This window comes from Mycobacterium hackensackense (genome assembly GCF_025822555.1).
Lineage (GTDB): Bacteria > Actinomycetota > Actinomycetes > Mycobacteriales > Mycobacteriaceae > Mycobacterium > Mycobacterium fluoranthenivorans.
Window position 1 is genome coordinate 97,788 of sequence record NZ_JACKUC010000020.1, and the last position, 18,408, is coordinate 116,195.

General features: G+C 66.2%; 16 protein-coding genes, 1 tRNA gene and 1 pseudogene. 6 read left to right on the plus strand and 12 right to left on the minus strand.

Features of this window, described 5'->3' with window-relative positions; all coding sequences use genetic code 11:
• Positions 1 to 34 precede the first annotated feature (34 nt).
• Positions 35 to 1,157 (plus strand): annotated as a pseudogene (locus H7J86_RS00685) (FAD-dependent monooxygenase).
• Entirely contained in the window at positions 1,154 to 1,825 is a 672-nt protein-coding gene (locus tag H7J86_RS00690) for an alpha/beta fold hydrolase (RefSeq protein WP_267288731.1), read from the plus strand. The pseudogene H7J86_RS00685 and the gene H7J86_RS00690 overlap by 4 nt, the downstream one beginning before the upstream one ends.
• Positions 1,826 to 1,831: 6 nt before the next feature.
• Here the strand turns inward: H7J86_RS00690 and H7J86_RS00695 are convergent, their stop codons facing one another.
• Positions 1,832 to 2,218 carry a hypothetical protein gene (locus tag H7J86_RS00695; RefSeq protein WP_267288733.1) on the minus strand — a complete coding sequence of 129 codons (387 nt, stop codon included), beginning with the start codon at positions 2,216 to 2,218 and terminating at the stop codon, positions 1,832 to 1,834.
• A gap of 183 nt (positions 2,219 to 2,401) precedes the next feature.
• Between H7J86_RS00695 and H7J86_RS00700 the strand changes: the two genes are divergently transcribed.
• The 3 genes from H7J86_RS00700 to H7J86_RS00710 are packed head-to-tail and all read left to right on the plus strand — an operon-like array spanning position 2,402 to position 4,260.
• Entirely contained in the window at positions 2,402 to 2,839 is a 438-nt protein-coding gene (locus H7J86_RS00700) for a Zn-ribbon domain-containing OB-fold protein (RefSeq protein WP_090364103.1), read from the plus strand.
• A complete protein-coding gene (locus H7J86_RS00705; protein ID WP_267288735.1) occupies positions 2,836 to 4,035 on the plus strand; it encodes a lipid-transfer protein in 1,200 nt (399 codons plus the stop codon). The genes H7J86_RS00700 and H7J86_RS00705 overlap by 4 nt, the downstream gene beginning before the upstream one ends.
• 3 nt (positions 4,036 to 4,038) lie before the next feature.
• Positions 4,039 to 4,260, plus strand: a complete 222-nt coding sequence (locus tag H7J86_RS00710) for a DUF167 domain-containing protein (protein WP_267288737.1) — start codon at positions 4,039 to 4,041, stop codon at positions 4,258 to 4,260.
• Here the strand turns inward: H7J86_RS00710 and H7J86_RS00715 are convergent.
• The 10 genes from H7J86_RS00715 to H7J86_RS00760 all read right to left on the minus strand — a co-directional run bounded on the left by H7J86_RS00715 (position 4,250) and on the right by H7J86_RS00760 (position 15,121).
• On the minus strand, positions 4,250 to 5,845 hold the full coding sequence (locus H7J86_RS00715; protein WP_187095990.1) for an ATP-binding protein: 1,596 nt from the start codon (positions 5,843 to 5,845) through the stop codon (positions 4,250 to 4,252). The genes H7J86_RS00710 and H7J86_RS00715 overlap by 11 nt on opposite strands.
• 125 nt (positions 5,846 to 5,970) lie before the next feature.
• Positions 5,971 to 7,290 (minus strand): sensor histidine kinase, encoded by a 1,320-nt coding sequence (locus tag H7J86_RS00720; RefSeq protein ID WP_187095991.1) that lies wholly within the window; start codon positions 7,288 to 7,290, stop codon positions 5,971 to 5,973.
• The gene (locus tag H7J86_RS00725; protein WP_235633113.1) at positions 7,272 to 7,691 is read right to left on the minus strand and encodes a response regulator; all 420 of its coding nucleotides are present in this window, start codon (positions 7,689 to 7,691) and stop codon (positions 7,272 to 7,274) included. The genes H7J86_RS00720 and H7J86_RS00725 overlap by 19 nt, the downstream gene beginning before the upstream one ends.
• Before the next feature lie 32 nt (positions 7,692 to 7,723).
• Entirely contained in the window at positions 7,724 to 8,398 is a 675-nt protein-coding gene (locus tag H7J86_RS00730) for a response regulator transcription factor (protein WP_187095992.1), read from the minus strand.
• Positions 8,399 to 9,210: 812 nt separating this feature from the next.
• Positions 9,211 to 9,960, minus strand: coding sequence for an ABC transporter ATP-binding protein (locus tag H7J86_RS00735; RefSeq protein WP_267288739.1), 750 nt, complete (start codon positions 9,958 to 9,960; stop codon positions 9,211 to 9,213).
• Positions 9,947 to 10,783, minus strand: a complete 837-nt coding sequence (locus tag H7J86_RS00740; protein WP_090364091.1) for an ABC transporter ATP-binding protein — start codon at positions 10,781 to 10,783, stop codon at positions 9,947 to 9,949. Before H7J86_RS00740 ends, H7J86_RS00735 begins: the two co-directional genes overlap by 14 nt.
• Positions 10,780 to 11,970, minus strand: coding sequence for a branched-chain amino acid ABC transporter permease (locus H7J86_RS00745; protein ID WP_090364089.1), 1,191 nt, complete (start codon positions 11,968 to 11,970; stop codon positions 10,780 to 10,782). Before H7J86_RS00745 ends, H7J86_RS00740 begins: the two co-directional genes overlap by 4 nt.
• Positions 11,967 to 13,004 carry a branched-chain amino acid ABC transporter permease gene (locus H7J86_RS00750; RefSeq protein ID WP_090364088.1) on the minus strand — a complete coding sequence of 346 codons (1,038 nt, stop codon included), beginning with the start codon at positions 13,002 to 13,004 and terminating at the stop codon, positions 11,967 to 11,969. Before H7J86_RS00750 ends, H7J86_RS00745 begins: the two co-directional genes overlap by 4 nt.
• Before the next feature lie 95 nt (positions 13,005 to 13,099).
• Complete coding sequence (locus tag H7J86_RS00755) at positions 13,100 to 14,311, minus strand: branched-chain amino acid ABC transporter substrate-binding protein (RefSeq protein ID WP_090364086.1); 1,212 nt, start codon at positions 14,309 to 14,311, stop codon at positions 13,100 to 13,102.
• Between the two features lie 198 nt (positions 14,312 to 14,509).
• Positions 14,510 to 15,121, minus strand: coding sequence for an ANTAR domain-containing response regulator (locus H7J86_RS00760; RefSeq protein ID WP_090364085.1), 612 nt, complete (start codon positions 15,119 to 15,121; stop codon positions 14,510 to 14,512).
• A 117-nt stretch (positions 15,122 to 15,238) separates the two neighbouring features.
• Between H7J86_RS00760 and H7J86_RS00765 the strand changes: the two genes are divergently transcribed.
• A tRNA-Leu gene (locus H7J86_RS00765) sits at positions 15,239 to 15,315 on the plus strand.
• 61 nt (positions 15,316 to 15,376) lie between these two features.
• Here H7J86_RS00765 and H7J86_RS00770 read toward each other — a convergent pair.
• Positions 15,377 to 17,497: a cellulase family glycosylhydrolase gene (locus tag H7J86_RS00770; RefSeq protein ID WP_267288741.1), complete on the minus strand. Its 2,121-nt coding sequence runs from the start codon at positions 17,495 to 17,497 to the stop codon at positions 15,377 to 15,379.
• Positions 17,498 to 18,408: the final 911 nt, after the last annotated feature.

An 18,408-nucleotide genomic window follows, 5' to 3' on the forward strand; every position in this document is an offset into this window, starting at 1 on the left:
GACGAATAGCACCAGGTCCGCGCACCCTTGAGAGATGGATATCCTCATCGCAGGCGCAGGAATTCGGAGGGCTCAGCACGGCACTGGCCCTGCACTCGCACGGCATCCACGCGACCCTCCTCGAGTCGGCCGCCGAGCTGCGCGCCCTCGGCGTCGGCATCAATCTGCTCCCCCACGCGGTGCGCGAGCTTCACGAACTCGGACTCGGCGACGAACTGCGTGCCATCGCGGCCACCCCGGCCGCCATCGACTTCTACACCCACGACGGCACGCTGCTCTTCCGGGAACCCCGGGGCATTGAGGGCGGCTACGGCTACCCGCAGTGCTCGGTGCACCGCGGACGGTTGCAGATGCTGCTGCTGGCCGCGGTCGTCGACCGGCTGGGCCCGGAAGCGGTGCGCACCGGAGCGGCCGTGGCCGGCTTCACCGAATCTGCCGACGGTGTCACGGTGTACACGGAAGCCGGCGAACTCGGCGCGGACATCCTGATCGGCGCCGACGGGATCCATTCGGCGGTGCGCTCCCGGTTGCACCCCGGTCCGGATCCGATGCGGTGGTCGGGAGCGCGGATGTTCCGCGGGGCGGCGCGCATGCCGGCGTTCCTGGACGCCCGCACCATGGCGATCGTCAAAGGCCCCGACGGGGTCGAGCTGATCACCTATCCGATCGGCGGCGGACTGGTGAACTGGGTGCTGCAAGTCGCCGAATCGGACTCCGCGACACTGCCCGGGGGAACCGGCTGGAACAGCCTTGCCGACCCCACCGAGGTGGCGTCCCTGATGAGCGGCTGGCGGCTGGACTGGCTGGACACCGAGAAGCTGGTGACCGCCTCCGATGCCGTGTTCCACTATCCGATGGTGGATCGTGATCCGTTGCCGCACTGGGGCACCCGCCGGGTGACCTTACTCGGTGACGCCGCGCACCCGATGTATCCGGTGGGCGCCAACGGGGGCTCACAGGCAATCCTCGATGCCCGCGCGCTGGCCGATGCGCTCACCCTCGGACATGGCCTCGCCGGCTATGAGGCGCGCCGGCTCCCGGAGACCGCCGCCGTGATACACGCCAACCGCGAGATGTACCGCAGCTCACCGGACGATCTGGCCCGGGTGACGGCGGACTATCGGCGAAAGACTTTCGCAGACAGGAGTTCCCGATGACCACCTTCGTACTGATCCCCGGCGCATGTCATGGCGGCTGGTGCTTCGACGACCTGGCGGGAGCCCTGCGCGAGCAGGGCCACCGGGTGCTGACACCCACACTGACCGGTGTCGCAGAACGGGCACACCTCCTGCACGCCGGTGTGAACCTGGAAACCCATATCAGCGACGTGCTGGCCGAACTCACCGCGCATCGGGTGTCCGATGCGGTCCTGGTCGGGCACAGCTACGGCGGCATGGTGATCACGGCGGTGGCGGATCGCGCTGCCGCACAGATCGATTCACTGGTATTCCTCGACGCGTTCGTACCGCGCGACGGCGAATCCTGCTGGACGCTGACGAATGACGAACAGCACCAGTGGTACACCGCCGTGGATGCCAGCGGATACGGTGTGCCCCCGCTGCCGTTCTTCGACGAGCGCGCGACTGCGCATCCCCTGGCCTCCCTGATGCAGCCGGTACGCCTGGAAGGTGACTTGTCGGGCTTCCGCAGGCGCGAATTCGTCTACGCGCAACGGTGGCCGACGGAGTCGCCGTTCGCACCGACCTTCGAGCGCTTACGTGCGGACCCCACGTGGCGGACGCATTCTCTGGACGGCGCGCACAACCTGATGCGGGACAACCACGACGATCTGGTGCGGATCCTGCTGGAGGTGGCGCGCAACTAGCCCAGGTCAGTAGCCGAGCAACGTGCGGAACTGCTGACCGACGGCCATCGACTGCCCCATCCGCTGCACCCAGCCGTCGAGCGCGGCCTTGGTGTCGGCCGGATCCCAGCCGCGTTCCCCGGACAGGGCGATCATGCCCGCTTCGTCTTTGATCCCACGCGCCTGCGCGTCCCGCGCGAGGTCGGCGTAATCCTGAAGCGAGATCCCGTTGATGGGGGCCCAAATCGGATCGTCGGCTGCGACCGACTTGGTGGACGGCCCACCGAAGATGGCCGGGTCGACCGGTCCGGCATTCTGCACGTGCACCCTGCCGTCTTGCTGCTGAGCCCAGCCCTGCTGCGCGGCGGCGGCGGCTTCCTTCGCCTTTTCCTTGGCTTTGTCGAAAAATCCCATCGTGGTGCTCCCCTTCGGCCGGGCCCCGGGCGTTCTCGCCGCGAAACGCTGTTCCCGGTCAGTACACGCCGCCGCGATCGCTACCGATCCCAATTCGACGAAGCGGGCCCCTGGGTGCATCGAACCCCGAACAGAACTGCAACACGTTTCAGTTTTGCGCCCGAACTGGGTAGTCTGACGCTCGTGCCAGCAGCATCCTCGGAGCCCGCCGTCGAAGGGTGGTTCGCCACCGACGACTCCGGTGCCACTCACCTGATCGGGGCCACGTGCCCGCAGTGCGCCACCTACGTCTTCCCGCCGCGGGCCAACAACTGCCCCAACCCGGCGTGCGACAGCGACGTGCTCGAGCAGGTTCCGCTGTCGCGGCGCGGCAAGGTCTGGAGCTACACCGAGAACCGCTACGCACCGCCGGCGCCGTACCCGGCCACCGATCCGTTCGAGCCGTTCGCGATTGCCGCGGTGGAACTCGCCGATGAGGGCCTCATCGTGCTGGGCAAAGTGGTCGAGGGCACCCTGGCCGCCGACCTGAAGGTCGGTATGGAGATGGAATTGACCACCATGGTCCTGTTCACCGACGCCGAAGGCGTCGAACGGATCACCCACGCCTGGAGAATCGCATGACCCCGGAACCCGTGTACATCCTCGGCGCCGGTATGCACCCGTGGGGTAAATGGGGCCACGACTTCACCGAGTACGGCGTCGTCGCGGCCCGCGCCGCGCTGGCCGAAGCCGGCCTGGACTGGCGTCAGATCCAGATGGTCGCCGGCGCGGACACCATCCGCAACGGCTACCCCGGCTTCATCGCCGGCTCGACGTTCGCGCAGAAGTTGGGCTGGAACGGGGTGCCCGTCTCCTCCAGCTACGCCGCCTGCGCCAGCGGCTCCCAAGCCCTGCAGAGCGCCCGCGCCCACATCCTGGCCGGATTCTGCGATGTCGCACTCGTGATCGGCGCCGACACCACCCCCAAGGGTGCGTTCGCCCCGGTCGGCGGTGAGCGCAAGAACGACCCCGACTGGCAGCGGTTCCACCTGATCGGCGCCTCCAACCCGGTGTACTTCGCGCTGCTGGCCCGGCGCCGGATGGACCTCTACGGCGCCACTTTGGAGGACTTCGCCCAGGTCAAGGTGAAGAACGCCAAACACGGCCTGAGCAACCCGAATGCCCGCTTCCGTAAGGAAGCCACCGTCGAGGATGTGCTCGCCAGCCCGGTCGTCGCCGACCCCCTGCGCCTGCTCGACATCTGCGCCACCTCCGACGGCGCGGCCGCACTGATCGTGGCCAGCAAGAGCTTCGCCGAAAAACACCTCGGCTCGGTCGCCGGTGTCCCCTCGGTCCGCGCGATCAGCACCGTCACCCCGCGCTACCCCCAGCACCTGCCCGAACTGCCCGATATCGCCACCGACTCGACGGCCGTGGTCGCCGCACCGGAACGCGTGTTCAAGGACCAGATCCTCGATGCCGCCTACGCCGAAGCCGGGATAGGCCCCAGCGACGTGGACCTGGCCGAGGTGTACGACCTGTCCACCGCACTGGAACTGGACTGGTACGAACACCTGGGCCTGTGTGCCAGAGGCGAAGCCGAGGCACTCCTGCGCAGCGGTGCCACCACCCTCGGCGGCCGGGTGCCGGTCAACGCCTCCGGCGGTCTGGCCTCCTTCGGTGAGGCCATCCCCGCTCAGGCCATCGCGCAGGTATGCGAGCTGAACTGGCAGCTCAAGGGCCAAGCCATCGGCAGGCAGGTCGAAGGGGCCAAGGTCGGCGTGACCGCCAACCAAGGGCTGTTCGGACACGGCTCCTCGGTGATCGTCGCGCGGTAACCAGTGATCACCGTCCTGGTCAAGCCGGGAAGCCGCAAGGGCCCGCTCGTCGAGGTCGACGCCGAGGGTGAGCTGACCATCTACGTCGCCGAACGCGCGGTGGACGGAAAAGCCAATGCGGCGGTGACCAAGCTGCTCGCGGCACATCTGGGCGTGCCGCGCAGCAGCCTGGAGTTGGTGTCGGGCGCGACGGCGCGGGTCAAGCGGTTCCGCGTCAACACCTGAGCGGCGACACCCCGAGCAGGTCCGGCTCCCCCGTCTCCGCATGCCGATCCCGGGCGTACTGGCGCATCGTCTCGGAGAGGCGGTAGCGCGTTCGCCCGCAACGGGTTTCGGCCGACAGCAGCGATTTGTCGACCAGCGACATGAGCAGGTCGACCACCTGGAAGGCACACACGTCCCCACCGACGGCGACCGTGCGGGCGGTGTGCATATCGAATCCGCCCGGAACCACCGAAACCCGCCGCAGAACAGCCTTCTCGTGTTCGTTGAGCAGCGTGTAGGACCAGTCGATACAAGCCTTCAGGGTCTGCTGGCGGCGTGCGACCGTGCGGCAGCCGCCGGTCAGCAGGCGGAACCGGTCGTGCAGGCTGCCGATGATCTCATCCAGCGTGAGCGCGCGAACCCGCGACGCCGCGAGTTCGATGGCCAAGGGCATGCCATCGAGGCGACGACAGATCTCCCGCACCACCTCGGTGGCGTGGGTGTCGAGGACGAACTCGGCGCGAGCGCGCTGCGCGCGTTCGGTGAACAGTGCGATCGCATCGTCATCGAGCGACATCGACGGCACCCGCCACACCTGCTCGCCGCCGACCGCCAGTGGCTCCCTGCTGGTGGCCAGCACGGTGACGTTCGGGCAGGACCGCAGGATCTCCCCGACCAGAGCCGCGCCGGCGTCCAGCAGGTGTTCACAGTTGTCCACGACCAAGAGCAGGCGCCGGTCACCGATGGTGCGCGTCAACATATCCGGGGTGGCGCAGCGGCCGCGCGGATCGGACAACCCGAGTGCCTGTGCCACGGCTTGCGGCACCATGTCCGGGTCCGTCACCACGGCAAGCTCCACGCACCGGACCCCGTCCTCGAACAGCTCCGCCGCGTGATCGGCCGCCTCCACGGCGAGCCGCGTCTTGCCGACGCCGCCGGCGCCGGTGAGGGTGAGCAGCCGGCACTCCGCCAAGAGCTTCGCGATCTCCACGAGTTCGCACGATCTGCCCACGAAGGAGGTCAATTGAACTGGGCGCCAGTGGAGTACGTCGTCTCGGTCGGTGCGCAGTGGCGGGACGTTGATGCTCAGGCTGGGATGGCACAGTTGCGACACCCGCTCTAGGCGGGCGATGTCGCGCAGCGGATGGCGGCCCAGGTCGATCAGCCAGGCGTCGTCGGGCAGCGACTCACACGCGAGGTCGGACGTCGTTCCGGACATCAGCGTTTGCCCACCCACCGCGATATCACGCAGCCGGGCGGCGCGGTTGATCGTCTGTCCCATGTAATTGCCTTGGTCGCGCAGCTGGATCTCCCCGCTGTGCAGACCTATCCGCAAGCGGATGGGCGCCAGCACCTCCTGCTGCAGCGCGAGCGCGCATGCCACCGCGTCGCTGGCGCGGGTGAAGGCGATGACGAAGCTGTCACCCTCGCCCTGCGCCGTCGGGCACACTCCGCGATGGGCGTCGACGAGTTCGGACAGTGAACGGTCCAGGCCCGACATGGCGGCCGCCATCGCTTCTGGCTGCACCTCCCACGACCGGGTGGACCCCTCGATATCGGCCATCAGCAACGTCACCGTGCCGGTCGGCAGAACGGTAGTCGACATTCGAACCCCCGTGGCTAGAACATTTTGCGAGCCAATTGCTTTCGATGCTGATTCCCCATCCTGCTGGACTCACGCCATGGTGGCTACCGTGCACGCAACACGATCGGCGGTGGTGTGTGCACCACTCACGTGGCGGGCACGGCAGAGGGGCCGGGAATGTCGACCGTGGCGACGATCCGGGTGCCACGCCCCGGTGCGGTATCGATGACGAGCTGACCGCCGATCGCCGAGAGCCGGTCGGCCATGTTGGTCAGACCGATCCCGGCCGTCGCGTGATCGAATCCCGGTCCGGTGTCGGCGATCACCAGCTGCAGGGTGCGCCCGTCCGCGCCACCGCTGATGGACACGGTGGTGCCGGGGCCGCCGTGTTTGGCCGCGTTCTGCAGCGCCTCGCTACAGCAGTAATACAGCGCGGCCTCGGTGGCCGACGGATAGCGCCCGATGTCCTGCAGATCCAGCCGGACGGGTATGGCAGCGTGCGCGCCCAGCGTGGGCAGCGCCTCGGTGAGCCCACCACTGAGCAGTAGCGGTGGATAGATACCGTGGGCGAGTCTGCGGATCTCGGCGATGGCCGTGTCCACCAGACCGGCGGCCTCGGTCAGCAACGGCTGATAGCCATCGCGATCGGCGTTGCGCGCCAACTGAATCAGCACCGACAACGCGACCAGATGTTGCTGGGCACCGTCGTGCAGGTCGCGTTCGATACGACGGCGTTCTTGGTCGGCCGCGGCGCTCAGCCGGGTGCGCGATGCCGCGAGTTCGACCGCGCGCTCGGCCAGGTGCACCTGGGAGGTGCGCAGCGCCGCCGCGTTGTGCCACACGATCGCCATCAGATTCAGGCCGGTGATGCCCAGCCCGACCACGACGAAGGAGGTCTCCACCCACTGCGTGGCGTGCCGGACCGCGTCATTGGGCGGGATGAAGCGGGCCAGTGCACCGGCGAGCATCAGACAGACTCCGGTCATTCCCGCGTACACCAGCCCGCGTTGCCATCGCAGGTACGGCTCGGCGAACGAGGCCGGCAGCAAGGCCATGATGGCCATCACCGCAAGCGTCGGCGGTGAGACATAGACGACGACCAGGACACCGATCCAGTTGCCGATGCACACCAGCGCGATCGACTGCTGGTACTTCTGCTGGGCCGCCAGCCGGATCGCGACGACGATCGCCACGGAGTGCAGGGCCGATATCCCGCCCAGGACCAGGAACCAGAACGACCGCTGCAGCCAGATGTACTGGAACATCGGGAGCAGGACGCCGGCGCCGAACCACATGGCGAAGTGGCCGACGAGAAAGACCTGAAAGCGTTCGTCCTGGAACCGCAGGATCAGGTCACGATCAAGGGGTGAGGCCGACCGTGTGATGCCGTGGATGAGGATCCTCGGCGCCTCCCACCGTGGCACCGACAGGGTTGCGGGTCCGAGGGTCAGCCGCCGGCTCGCCATATGCGCCTCAGCAGGTCCGGACTCAGCCGCTCCTTGTGCAGATAGGAGGCGGCGCCGCAGTCCGCGGCCGCGGCGGGAAGGTCTTCGATGTCATAGGTCGACATCAGGACGATGATCAAATCTGTTCGTACCGAACAGATTTGCCGGGCAGCCTCGATACCTCCCATGCCGGGCATGTGGATGTCCATCAGCACGATATCGCCATCACCGCTGCGCATCTGTTCGACGGCGGTTTCGCCCGTCTCGCATTCGCCTGCCATGACGAAGTCGTCCATCGCCGCCAGCGTCGCCGCGGTGGCACGGCGGAAGCTGGCTTGGTCGTCTACGACCCAGACACGTATCTGTTCTCCAGCCACCACGTCATCGTGCCCGAGAGCTTTGCTCGGCACGATGGTGTACACACCACTGCTTGCGGGATTCGCAGGCGGCACGATCAGCCGGTCCCACGGTGGTCGAGGAACATCAGCACGGCCTTCACCCGCCGGTCAACGCCATCATCGACGGTCAGTTCGAGCTTGGCGAAAATCGAGTTGATGTGCTTTTCCACCGCCCGCTGCGAGAGCACCAGGCGCTGCGCGACGATGCGGTTGCTGAAGCCCGTCGCCAGTTCACCGAGCACCTCGCGTTCGCGGGGTGTGAGCCTGCTCAGTGCGGGCGCGGACCGCGGTTGGGCCAGTAGCGCCTCGACCACCAGTGGGTCGAGCACCGTGCCACCAGTAGCCACTTGCCGCACGGCCTCGCCGAGTTCGTCGAAATGCGACACCCGATCCTTGAGCAGGTAACCCCGGCCCGCGGTGCCGCCTTCCAACAGGCCCGCCGCGTAACCGGGGTCCGCATAGTTCGACAACACGATCACCCCGACGTCCGGATGCGCCGTGCGCAGCCACCGCGCCAGCCGGATCCCCTCATCCGTCGAGGTTGGCGGCATGCGAACATCCGTCATCAGGATCGTCGGACGGTGTGAGGCGACGAGGTCTGCCGCGGAGTCATAGTCCTCGGCGACGCCGACGACATCGACCTCGGGCACGGTGGACAGCGATCGCGTGACACTGTCACGGACCAGCAGGGAATCCTCCGCGATCACGACCGAGATTCGATCACTCACCATCGGGAGTGTAACCGCGCTTTCGCGCGCAGACCTGCGCTCGCGTATCAGCTTATTTGCGAATTCACGTACACGAGCGCATGTTCCGCGGCCGGTCGACTAGGCGGGGAACCAGAAGGGACCCCACCAGAACCCCCATGAGTTGCGCACGTCGGACCAGAAGACGCGTGCGAACGGCGCCCACCACGGGGGTCCCGGCCGGTGCGACGCCCAGCCCGGGACGTTCCCCTGGCCCGGTCCCCAGTTCCAGTCGGGAGCCCAGTCCGGTGGCGCGGGCCGGTCGAACTGGCCGGGCGGAAGCGCCGGCGGCCGATCGGGATGCCAGCCGGGTGATCCATCCCGCGGGGGCCCGCCTGGTCCGCCAGGACCGCCAGGACCGCCAGGACCGCCAGGACCATTGTCATGCCAGCCGGGGCCACCGGGGCCGTTGTCATGTCCACCCGGACCACCCGGTCCGTTATTGCCCGGACCACCGGGGCCGCCCGGACCACCAGGACCGTTGTCACGCCCACCGGGACCACCAGGACCACCGGGACTACCGGGGCCGCCGCCCTGGCAGTTCTGTGCCCCAGGCGGGCACTGCGGCGCCGCGGTGGCAACTCCGGTGCCGAGCGCTCCGGCGGCCAGACCAACCAAGACGGCCGAGCTCGCCACCACTTTGATGCACCTGTTCATCGGTCTCGCGCTCCATTCACTAAGCCCCAACCGAAATCGAGTCTGCCGATTGGAATTCAGCGCAAGCCATGAGGAACCTGTGCGTGGTTATGAGATAACTGTGTGCAGCCTGCGGACAGGCCGACGACAGGCAGGGAGCGTCAGGCCACCCCGAGATACGCCGCCCGGATGCTGTCGTCCTTCAACAGTTCGGGGGCATTGCCGCTGCGGGTCACCGCCCCGGTCTCCAGGATGTACGCGCGATCGGACCTGCTGAGCGCCTGCTGCGCGTTCTGCTCGACCAACAGCACCGTGGTGCCCTGCTTGTTGATCTCGGTGATGATCCGGAAGATCTGCGAGATGATCATGGGCGCCAGACCCATCGACGGCTCGTCGAGCAGCAGCACCTTCGGCCGGGCCATCAACGCACGGCCGATCGCCAGCATCTGCTGTTCGCCGCCGGACAGGGTGCCACCCACCTGGGCGCGCCGCTCCGCCAGCCGGGGGAATGTCGTCATCACCCAGTCGAGGCGCTCGTCGTGGTCGCGCTTGGAGTCGAATTTCCTTCCGTAACAGCCCATTTCCAGGTTCTCGACCACGGTCATCCCGGGGAACACACCGCGGCCTTCGGGGGCCTGGATGAGCCCCTGCGTCACCCGGTGATGCGCTTTGACCTTGGAGATGTCCGTGCCGTCGAACCACACCGATCCCGACGTCAGCGGCCGCAGTCCCGAGATCGCCCGCATCATGGTGGTCTTGCCCGCTCCGTTGGAGCCCAGCAGCGTGACCAGTTCGCCTTCCCGCACCTCCAGCGAAACGCCATGCAGCGCTTGGATTCTGCCGTAATGAACGACGGCGTCACGCACCTCGAGCAGGACGGGACGCGGGTCCACAGGATCAGAGCTCGTCATCGGGAACTCCCAGGTAGGCGGCAATCACTTTCGGGTCCTCCCGGATCTCCGCAGGCAGCCCGTCGGCGATCTTGCGCCCGAACTCCAGCACCACGATGCGGTCGGTCACGCCCATGACCAGACGCATATCGTGCTCGATCAACAGCACGGTGTAACCGTCATCGCGGATTGCGCGGATCAGGTCGATGAGCGCGGCCTTCTCGCTCGGGTTGAACCCCGCGGCCGGCTCGTCCAGGCACAGCAGCTTGGGTTCGGTGGCCAGAGCGCGTGCGATCTCCAGGCGACGTTGGTCGCCGTAGGGCAGGTTCTTGGCCTTCTCCTCACCACGGTGCGCGATTCCGACGAACTGAAGCAGCGCCGCGGCCCGCTCGATGGCGTCCTTCTCCTCGCGCCGGTGCCGCGGCGTGCGCACGAGCGCGCCGGGCACCGAGGTCTTGTGCCGGGCGTCGGTGCCGACCACCACGTTCTCCAGAGCGGTCATCTCACCCCACAGCCGGATGTTCTGGAAGGTGCGGGCAATGCCGCGGCGGGTGATCTGATGGCGTTTGATCTTGCCCAGCGGTGCGCCGTCGAACGTGACGCTGCCGGCACTGGGCCGGTACACCCCGGTGATCGCGTTGAAGCAGGTGGTCTTGCCCGCCCCGTTGGGACCGATCAGACCCAGGATCTCGCCGCGCTTGATGTCGAAGGACACCGAGTCAAGCGCGGTGAGTCCGCCGAACTTGACGGTGAGATCCTTTGTCTCCAGCAGCTTCTCACCCTCGGCGGCGTTCACGTCGCGGTGCAGCGCAGCCAGTTCCTCATCGATGGCCGGTTCGGTCATGCTGCCGCCTTCGAGTCATCGGCCCGGCGAAGCAGAGTGCGCGCGGATTTGCCGTAGCTGAGCAGTTGCTGGCGCACCGGGAACAGGCCCTGTGGCCGGAAGATCATCAGCACCACCAGCGCCAGACCGAAGAACAGATATTTCAGATCGCCCAGGTTGATCCCGAGGAAGTGCACCCCGAGCAGCCGGTTGGGCAGGTAGACGATGATGAACGCCCCGAAGACCACTCCCAGCTTGTTGCCCTGGCCACCCAGGACCACGGCGCACAGGAACAGCATGGAGTTGATGATGTTGAACGTCGGCGGCGCCACGTACTGGACCTGGCCGGCGTACAGGGCACCGGAGAGCCCACCGATGGCCGCACCGATGACAAATGCCCACAGCTTGAACTTGAAGGTGTTGACGCCCATGACCTCCGCGGCGTCCTCGTCCTCGCGGATGGCCACCCAGGCCCGGCCGACCCGGCTGCGTTCCAGGTTTCCGACCAGAAGCAGCACGATGACGATGAGCACCAGGCCCAGCCAGAACCACCAGGTGCCGTAGTTGGCGTCCCCCGCCGAATTACCGCTGGAGAACACACCATTGGGCAGATGCTCGTTCTCCCCCAGCCTCGGATAGGCGATCTCGTTGAGCCCGCGCGGGCCGTTGGTGACATCGGTGAGGTTGTCCGCGAGCAGCCGGATGATCTCGCCGAACCCGAGGGTGACGATCGCCAGATAGTCGCCGCGCAGCCGCAGCGTCGGCGTACCCAGGATCAGCCCGGCCAGCGCCGTCACCGCCATGGCGATCGGGACACAGGACAACCAGGCCCAGTCCTTGCTGAAGAACCCGTCCGGGCCGACCTTGTTCCACGGACTGTCCGGGCTGGTGAGCAACGCGACCGTGTAGGCGCCGACGGCGTAGAAACCGACGTAGCCGAGATCGAGCAGGCCCGCCTGGCCCACGACGACGTTGAGGCCGATCGCAATGATCGCGATCATCGCGAACTGCGCCATGGTGCCACCGAAGCTGATTCCCGGGGTGTCCAGGAAGCCCGGGGTGTACAGCGGCAGCAGCCCGAGGAGCAGGAACAGCGCGGCCCCGAAGATCCACTTGCCCGGACGGCTGAGCTCAGACCACCACTGGCGCAGGCCGTCTCCCGGCGCGAGCACGGTGCGCCGCCAGCCGCTCGTCTGCTGATGAGTCATGCGCGTGCCTTCCCCAGGCTCTCACCGAGTATGCCCGTCGGCCGGATCAACAGCACCAGCACCAGCAGCACGAACGCCACCACATCCCGCCATTGGGTGCCGAACAGCGCCTGGCCGTAGTTCTCCATGACCCCGAGGATCAGACCACCGAGCAGGGCGCCACGCAGGTTACCGATACCGCCGAGCACCGCGGCCGAGAACGCCTTGATACCCAACAGGAATCCGCCCGAGTAGATGATCCCCTGCGGAAGTTTCAGGGTGTAGAGCAGAGCGGCCGCACCGGCGAGCAGACCGCCGATCAAGAACGTCGTCATGATGACCCGCTCCCGCGACACTCCCATCAGGGTGGCCGTGGTCGGGTCCTGGGCGACGGCGCGGATACCGCGGCCGAACTTGGTGCGGTTGATGGCGATATCGGTCAGCAGCGCCAACACGAGCGCGGCCACCACGATCACGATGGTCACGTTGGACACCGTCGCGCCGAAGATCGTGAACTGAGTCTTGGGTTGCACCAAGATGATCGGCTGTTGGGCGTTACTGCCGCCATAGCCCTTGATCAACTTGGGCAAGACGAAGTGCACGAACTCCTGCAGCACGAACGACATGCCGATGGCGGTGATCAGGAATGTCAGCGGCCGGGCGTTGCGCTTGCGCAACGGGCGGTACGCCACCATTTCCAGCCCGACCGCGGCCGACCCCGACACCGCCATGGCGACCAGCATCGCGATCGCCAGATACAACACCGTCAACGCGATGCCCTTGTTGTACGGCGTACCGCTCGGGGTGAAACCGAGGATGATGTCGAGCGCGAAATAGGCGCCGAACATGCCGAGCATGAAGATCTCGGAATGGGCGAAGTTGATCAACCGCAGCACGCCGAACACCAGGGTGTAGCCGACCGCGACGAGTGCGTAGATCGCTCCCCACGACAGACCGTCAATCGTCAACTGGCCGAACCCGTTCACCAGGTTGTCGACGTTGAAGTTGATATTGGCTGCGGTGCAGACGTACTGACCGATGCAATCGGGGGTCATCCGGTGGCGCGCTCCTGGTCGATAAGTGCGGCTGTCTGGAACGAGAACGCGTCCGGAACCGGGGTCCCGGACGCGTTCTGGCGTCAGCGAGTTACCTACTGGACCTTGAAGATCCAGATCAGGTTGGTGGTGAGCTCACCCTTGTCGGTCCACTGGTAGTTGCGGGCCACACCCTGGCCGTTGTACTTCTTCACGAAGTCCAGCAGCGCCGGCCGGGTGATGGCACCCGAGTCGATGCCCTTGAGCAGGATGGTGCCGAGGTCATAGCCCTCCGCACTGTAGGTACCCGCCTCGGTGTTGAACTTCTTCTTGTAGTCCTCGGCGAACGTGCCGGTGGCCGGGCCGCACGGGCAGGCCAGGATGGCGTCCTTGGAGGCCTCGCCTGCCTGCTTGACGAACTCGGGATCCTTGGTGCCGTCGGCCGAGGAGAAGACGCCGGTGTAACCACCGTCGCGGAGCTGTTGCACCAACGGGGCCGCTTCGGAGTAGTAGCCGCCGTAGAAGATGGCGTCCGGGCTAATCCCCTTGACCTGGGTGACCGCGGCGGAGAAGTCCTTGTCGCCCTTCTTCACCGAGATGTTGCAGCCGGAGTCGGCGACCGGGCCCAGGGTGTCGCGCACCGCGGTGGCCAGGCCCAGCCCGTAGTCGGTGCTGTCGTCGATCACGCAGATCTTCTTGTAGCCCAACGTGTTCTTCAGGTAGTTGGCCACCGACGGGCCCTGCACGGCGTCATTGGCGAGGCCACGGAAGAAGGTCTTCCAGCCGTTCTGGCTCAGCGTCGGGTTGGTGGCCGATGCCGTGGTAGCGACGAGTCCGGCCTGGTCGAACACCGTGCCGGTGGCTTTGGTCTCGCCGGAGAAGGCCGGGCCGACCAGACCGATCGTGTACTGGTCGTCCACGATCTGGGGGGCGATGGCCGTCGCCTTCTGCGGGTCACCCTCGGTGTCGAACGGCTTGAGCTGCACCTGGCAGCCGGGGTTGGCGGCGTTGTGCTTGTCGATCGCGAGCTGCACACCGTTCTTGATGTTGATGCCCAGCGCGGCGTCCGGGCCGTTGAGCGCACCGGCCATCGCAATGGACACGGGCGGGCAGGTGGCCTTGCCGTCGCCGGCGGGATCGGCCGGAGTGGCACCCGCGGATGCCTTGACCTCCGCGCCGTTCTCATCGATCTGGACCTGCTCGACGATCTTCAGGTCCGCCTTCGACGTGCTCTGCTCGGGCGAGGACTGGTTGCACCCGGCAATACCGAGTACCAGCAGACCAGCGCCGCCGAGCGCAAATGCATTCCGTGCCACGCGACTGCGCACGCTTCACCTCCGGGTCATGGATTCCAACGGCACCGACGATTAGCCGCAGGTCGGCCGTTCGCTGATGCTTCGGGTAGACACTAGCCAACCGGTCGCCGGGTTGCGCGATGTTGAACGATTGCCCGCGGCGCGTCGGTACCGCGAGCTGGTGTAGCGCAGGACCGGAAACGCAGTGTTAACCCAGGCCGTCCACAGGGATCAGGCAGAAGACGATTCGCCGCTTGGCGGGTCGAGTGTTTCCAGGACGACCTCGGCAACCCGTTTCATGGTGGTGCGCCGATCCATCGCCGCGCGCTGGATCCATTTGAACGCTTCGGGTTCGGTCATGCCCTGATTGGCCTGCAGCAAACCCTTGGCCCGCTCGACGAGCTTGCGTGTCTCGAGCCGGTCAGACAGGCTCGCCACCTCGTTCTCCAGCGCCGCGATCTCACTGAACCGACTCACCGCGACCTCGATGGCGGGGATCAGATCGGTGATGGAGAACGGCTTCACCAGGTAGGCCATCGCCCCGGCGTCACGGGCCCGTTCGACGAGCTCGCGCTGCGAGAAGGCGGTCAGGATGACGATGGGCGCGATGCGCTTGGCGGCGATCTCGGAGGCCGCGTCGATCCCGTCGCGGCGCGGCATCTTCACGTCCATGATCACCAGGTCGGGTTTGAGGCTCTCGGCCAGGTCGACAGCCTCCTGGCCGTCACCGGCCTGCCCCACGACCTCATAACCCTCCTCGCGCAGCATCTCTGCCAGGTCGAGTCGGATCAGTGCTTCGTCCTCGGCTATGAGGACACGGCGCGGCGTAGGAGCGTCGGTCATTCCGCCATTGTCTCGTGAAGGACGGCGATGAGCGACCTCGGGGTTAAATGGGCGCGTCGGCCCGGGATCTGGGACCTGTCCGGCCATCCTCTATGGTGGTAACCCGCACCAGTGCAGGCCCTCGTATCCCAACTGGCAGAGGAAACGGATTCAAAACCCGTGCAGTGTGAGTTCGAATCTCACCGAGGGCACCAGTACAGAGACGAAGAATGAGGGGCCGCGTCGCCGCGGCCCCTCATTTCCTCCCTTGTTTCCCTACTCGGAGCCGCCCGAACCCGAAGATGCGGACGCCCCGGCCTTCGTGCCCCCGTCGTCGGACTTGGACGCGGTAGCGGAGGTTGCACCCGCACCGTGGCGAGCCGGCTTGACCGGCTTGACCCCGTCGTTGTCCTTGACCCCACCCCTGGGCTTCGTACCGTGCTCAGGGTGACCGGCCTTCGATCCCTCGCGGGTGGCCTTTGCACCCTCGCCGTTCTTGTCGGCGCCGGCACTGCCGGACGCGGCAGCCGGCTTGGACGTGTCGCCGGCCTTGCCATCGGTTGTGCTGTCGGGCTTGGTATCGCCCTTGGCGTCATCCTTCGACGTGTCCGGCTTAGTGGTCCCCGACTCGGTGGTGTCGGGCTTCGTCGTGGTGTCGGGCTTCGTCGTCGCCTCGGGCTTGGTCGTCGTATCGGTACCGGTTGAGGGAGCTTCTGCTTCCTTCGTGGTGTCGACCTTTGTGGTGTCCACCTCCGTGGTGTCGACGGGTTCGACCGCGGTCCCGACCGGATCGGCCGCCGGTGTCGTGGTCGTCGACTCCTCGACCGTGTCGACCTCCTCGGCCTCCGTGGCGGTCACCTCGGTGGTGACGGCGGTCGGCTCGGTCACCTCGGTGGCGGTGGCCTCCACCTCAGTCGTGGCCGCCTCGGTTGTCGCCTCGGTGGTAGCCGCCTCGGTGGTGGCGTCGGATTCGCCGGACTTGGCCTCTTCACCAGCCGTCGAGACCTTGTCCCCGGCGAGAGCCGCCGACTCCACCGTCTCCGCGGAGACCCCCTCGACCGTGGCCGTGCGAGCAGCGCTCAGAGCCGTCGCGGTGGCCGTCTGCCCGCCGAATCCCTTGAAAATCTGGGTGATGGCGGTGACCACGGATGTCACTATCGCGCTGATCAGGTTCGGCACGAAGCTCAGCACATTGGTGATCAGCTGTCCGAGCAGCTGCAGCACCGATGTCACCGGGTTCGACGGGTTGGTAGGTGTGGTCGGCTGCAGCGACTTGATCAGCTCTTTGAGGACGAGAGCGATGGGTTTCGGTGTCCCGTCCTCGTAGAACAGCCCGAAGTGTGCCTCATTGTTGTTGAGATCCTCAGTGGGCCCCGCGGTGTCACGTGTCGTGTACAGGAAGATGGGCCCTGCTCCCGCCACGGTCTGCCAGAAGTTGATGAAATCCGTGATGAAGTCTTTCTGCGCTGTTTCGGAAACCAGATTCGTCGGAAGGCCGTACTCGCTAATCCACAACTTCAGTTGCTCTTGGCCCGGCGCGAGGTAGGAATCCATCAGTTCCCGCAGCTGCTGGGCCTGCGACAAAGCAACGTTTCCTTCGGAGAATTTCGCGTAGTAGTCGTAAGGGTGAAATGACAGCGCATCGAAATAGCCATTTGCTCCCGCGGCATACATCGCCGTGACGAAGTCGACGGGGTTCATCGTCAAATTGCCCCACGTCGAGCCGGCACCCACCACCGCTCCGATCACGGAGATGTCGATGTTGAGCTGACTGGCGGCCTGTTTGAGTGCGGTGTACGTCGCCTTCAACATCGTGGTGTAGTCGACCGGGTCCACCGGATTCCAGAAGATGAAGGCGTTCGGTTCGTTCCAGACCTCGTAGGCGCTGATCTTGTCGCCGTAGCGCAGAGCCACCTGCTTGGCGAAATCGGCGAAGTCGTTGACATCCGTCGGCTGACCGTTGATCGGCGTCGACTCCGTAGCCCACACCGGGGTCGAGTTGAGGACGCCAAGAATGCCCATACCCTTGGCATTCGCGGCATTGACGATCATGTCGAGCGCGTTCCAGTTCCGGGTGCTCTGCGGAAGACTGGGGTCCCTCTGTTCGATGTTGGCCCACGGCACCAGCACACGAACGTTCGTGACACCAATATCCAACATCGACTGGAGTCGCTGGTCGACATCCGCCCGGATTGCCTCGATCTCAGCTGCCGTGATGCCCGGTTTGGAGAGGGCGTCGTTCACCGCGTAATACCAGTCCGAGCCCTCGGAGATGCCGACCGTCGACGGGGAGTCGTCGATCGCGGCGACGTTGAGGATGTCGTACGACGCGACACGCTTCACCTCGGGCATGACGAAATGACTTCCGGTCGCCGCGATCATTGCTGTGGCGGTCAACCCTATTACCACACGCACCATCACACCGCGCACTGGTCGAGGAGCACGTCTCCACATTTCGACCACCTCGTTTCTCTGCAGATCGGGACACCTGTGCCTTGCCTGCACATTGCTCGCAAATTAACTGAAGCGACGGCAAATTGCACAACTTACCCAGCGGTAATAAATGCGTCAAAACGCTTAGCCGAAACCGCGAAATTAAGGCAAACAATTGACCCTGGCGGAAATATCCAAATGCGTTCCCATAATCCAAGTTATGGCAAAGGGGCACATGTGGCCGGCCGCCGTTCCCGAGAGCGACCTCGGCCCGCGGCGCGGAGCAACGTCGCAGGTTCAGGCTTTGCGCTCGCCACCTCGGGCCGAATGGCACCGACTTCGAGCACTCCAGCCGACCCATCCGAGGACCGGCTTGGCAAAGTTGAACGGGAGTTCGCTCCACCTCCACGCCCGGCGCTGCGATGACCCGAGGCAACGTTTGCCAACAGCGTCGTAGTACCGGCCGTTCGACGCGCCGGTCCTGACATGTGGGAGTGGGTGGATCCCGTTGCTGGCCGGCACCTCCCCGGACCGCCGCCGCAGGATGAGGTCCAAGCGCCACCGGTGATCGGCGAGTGACGTGTCCGAACGCCCGCCGGGGCGGGTCACGCGTTCCCGTCGAGGAGGGGCATGCGTCCTGTCGACCCCAAAACGAAGGGCCGCGAGTATGTCGCGGCCCTTCGTTCCTCCCCTGCTTCTCAATCGGCGGATCCGCCGCTTCCACTGTCCGAGGTTACGCTCGCTGTGTGGGCCGACTCCGAGGAATCCGACCCACCGGACGCCCCGGTGGTGGTCGTCGCCCGCGGCTTCGGCTTGGGCCAGCGGAGACCGGGGCGGGACTTGACACCCGTGGAGCCGGCCTCGGAACCGTCGGC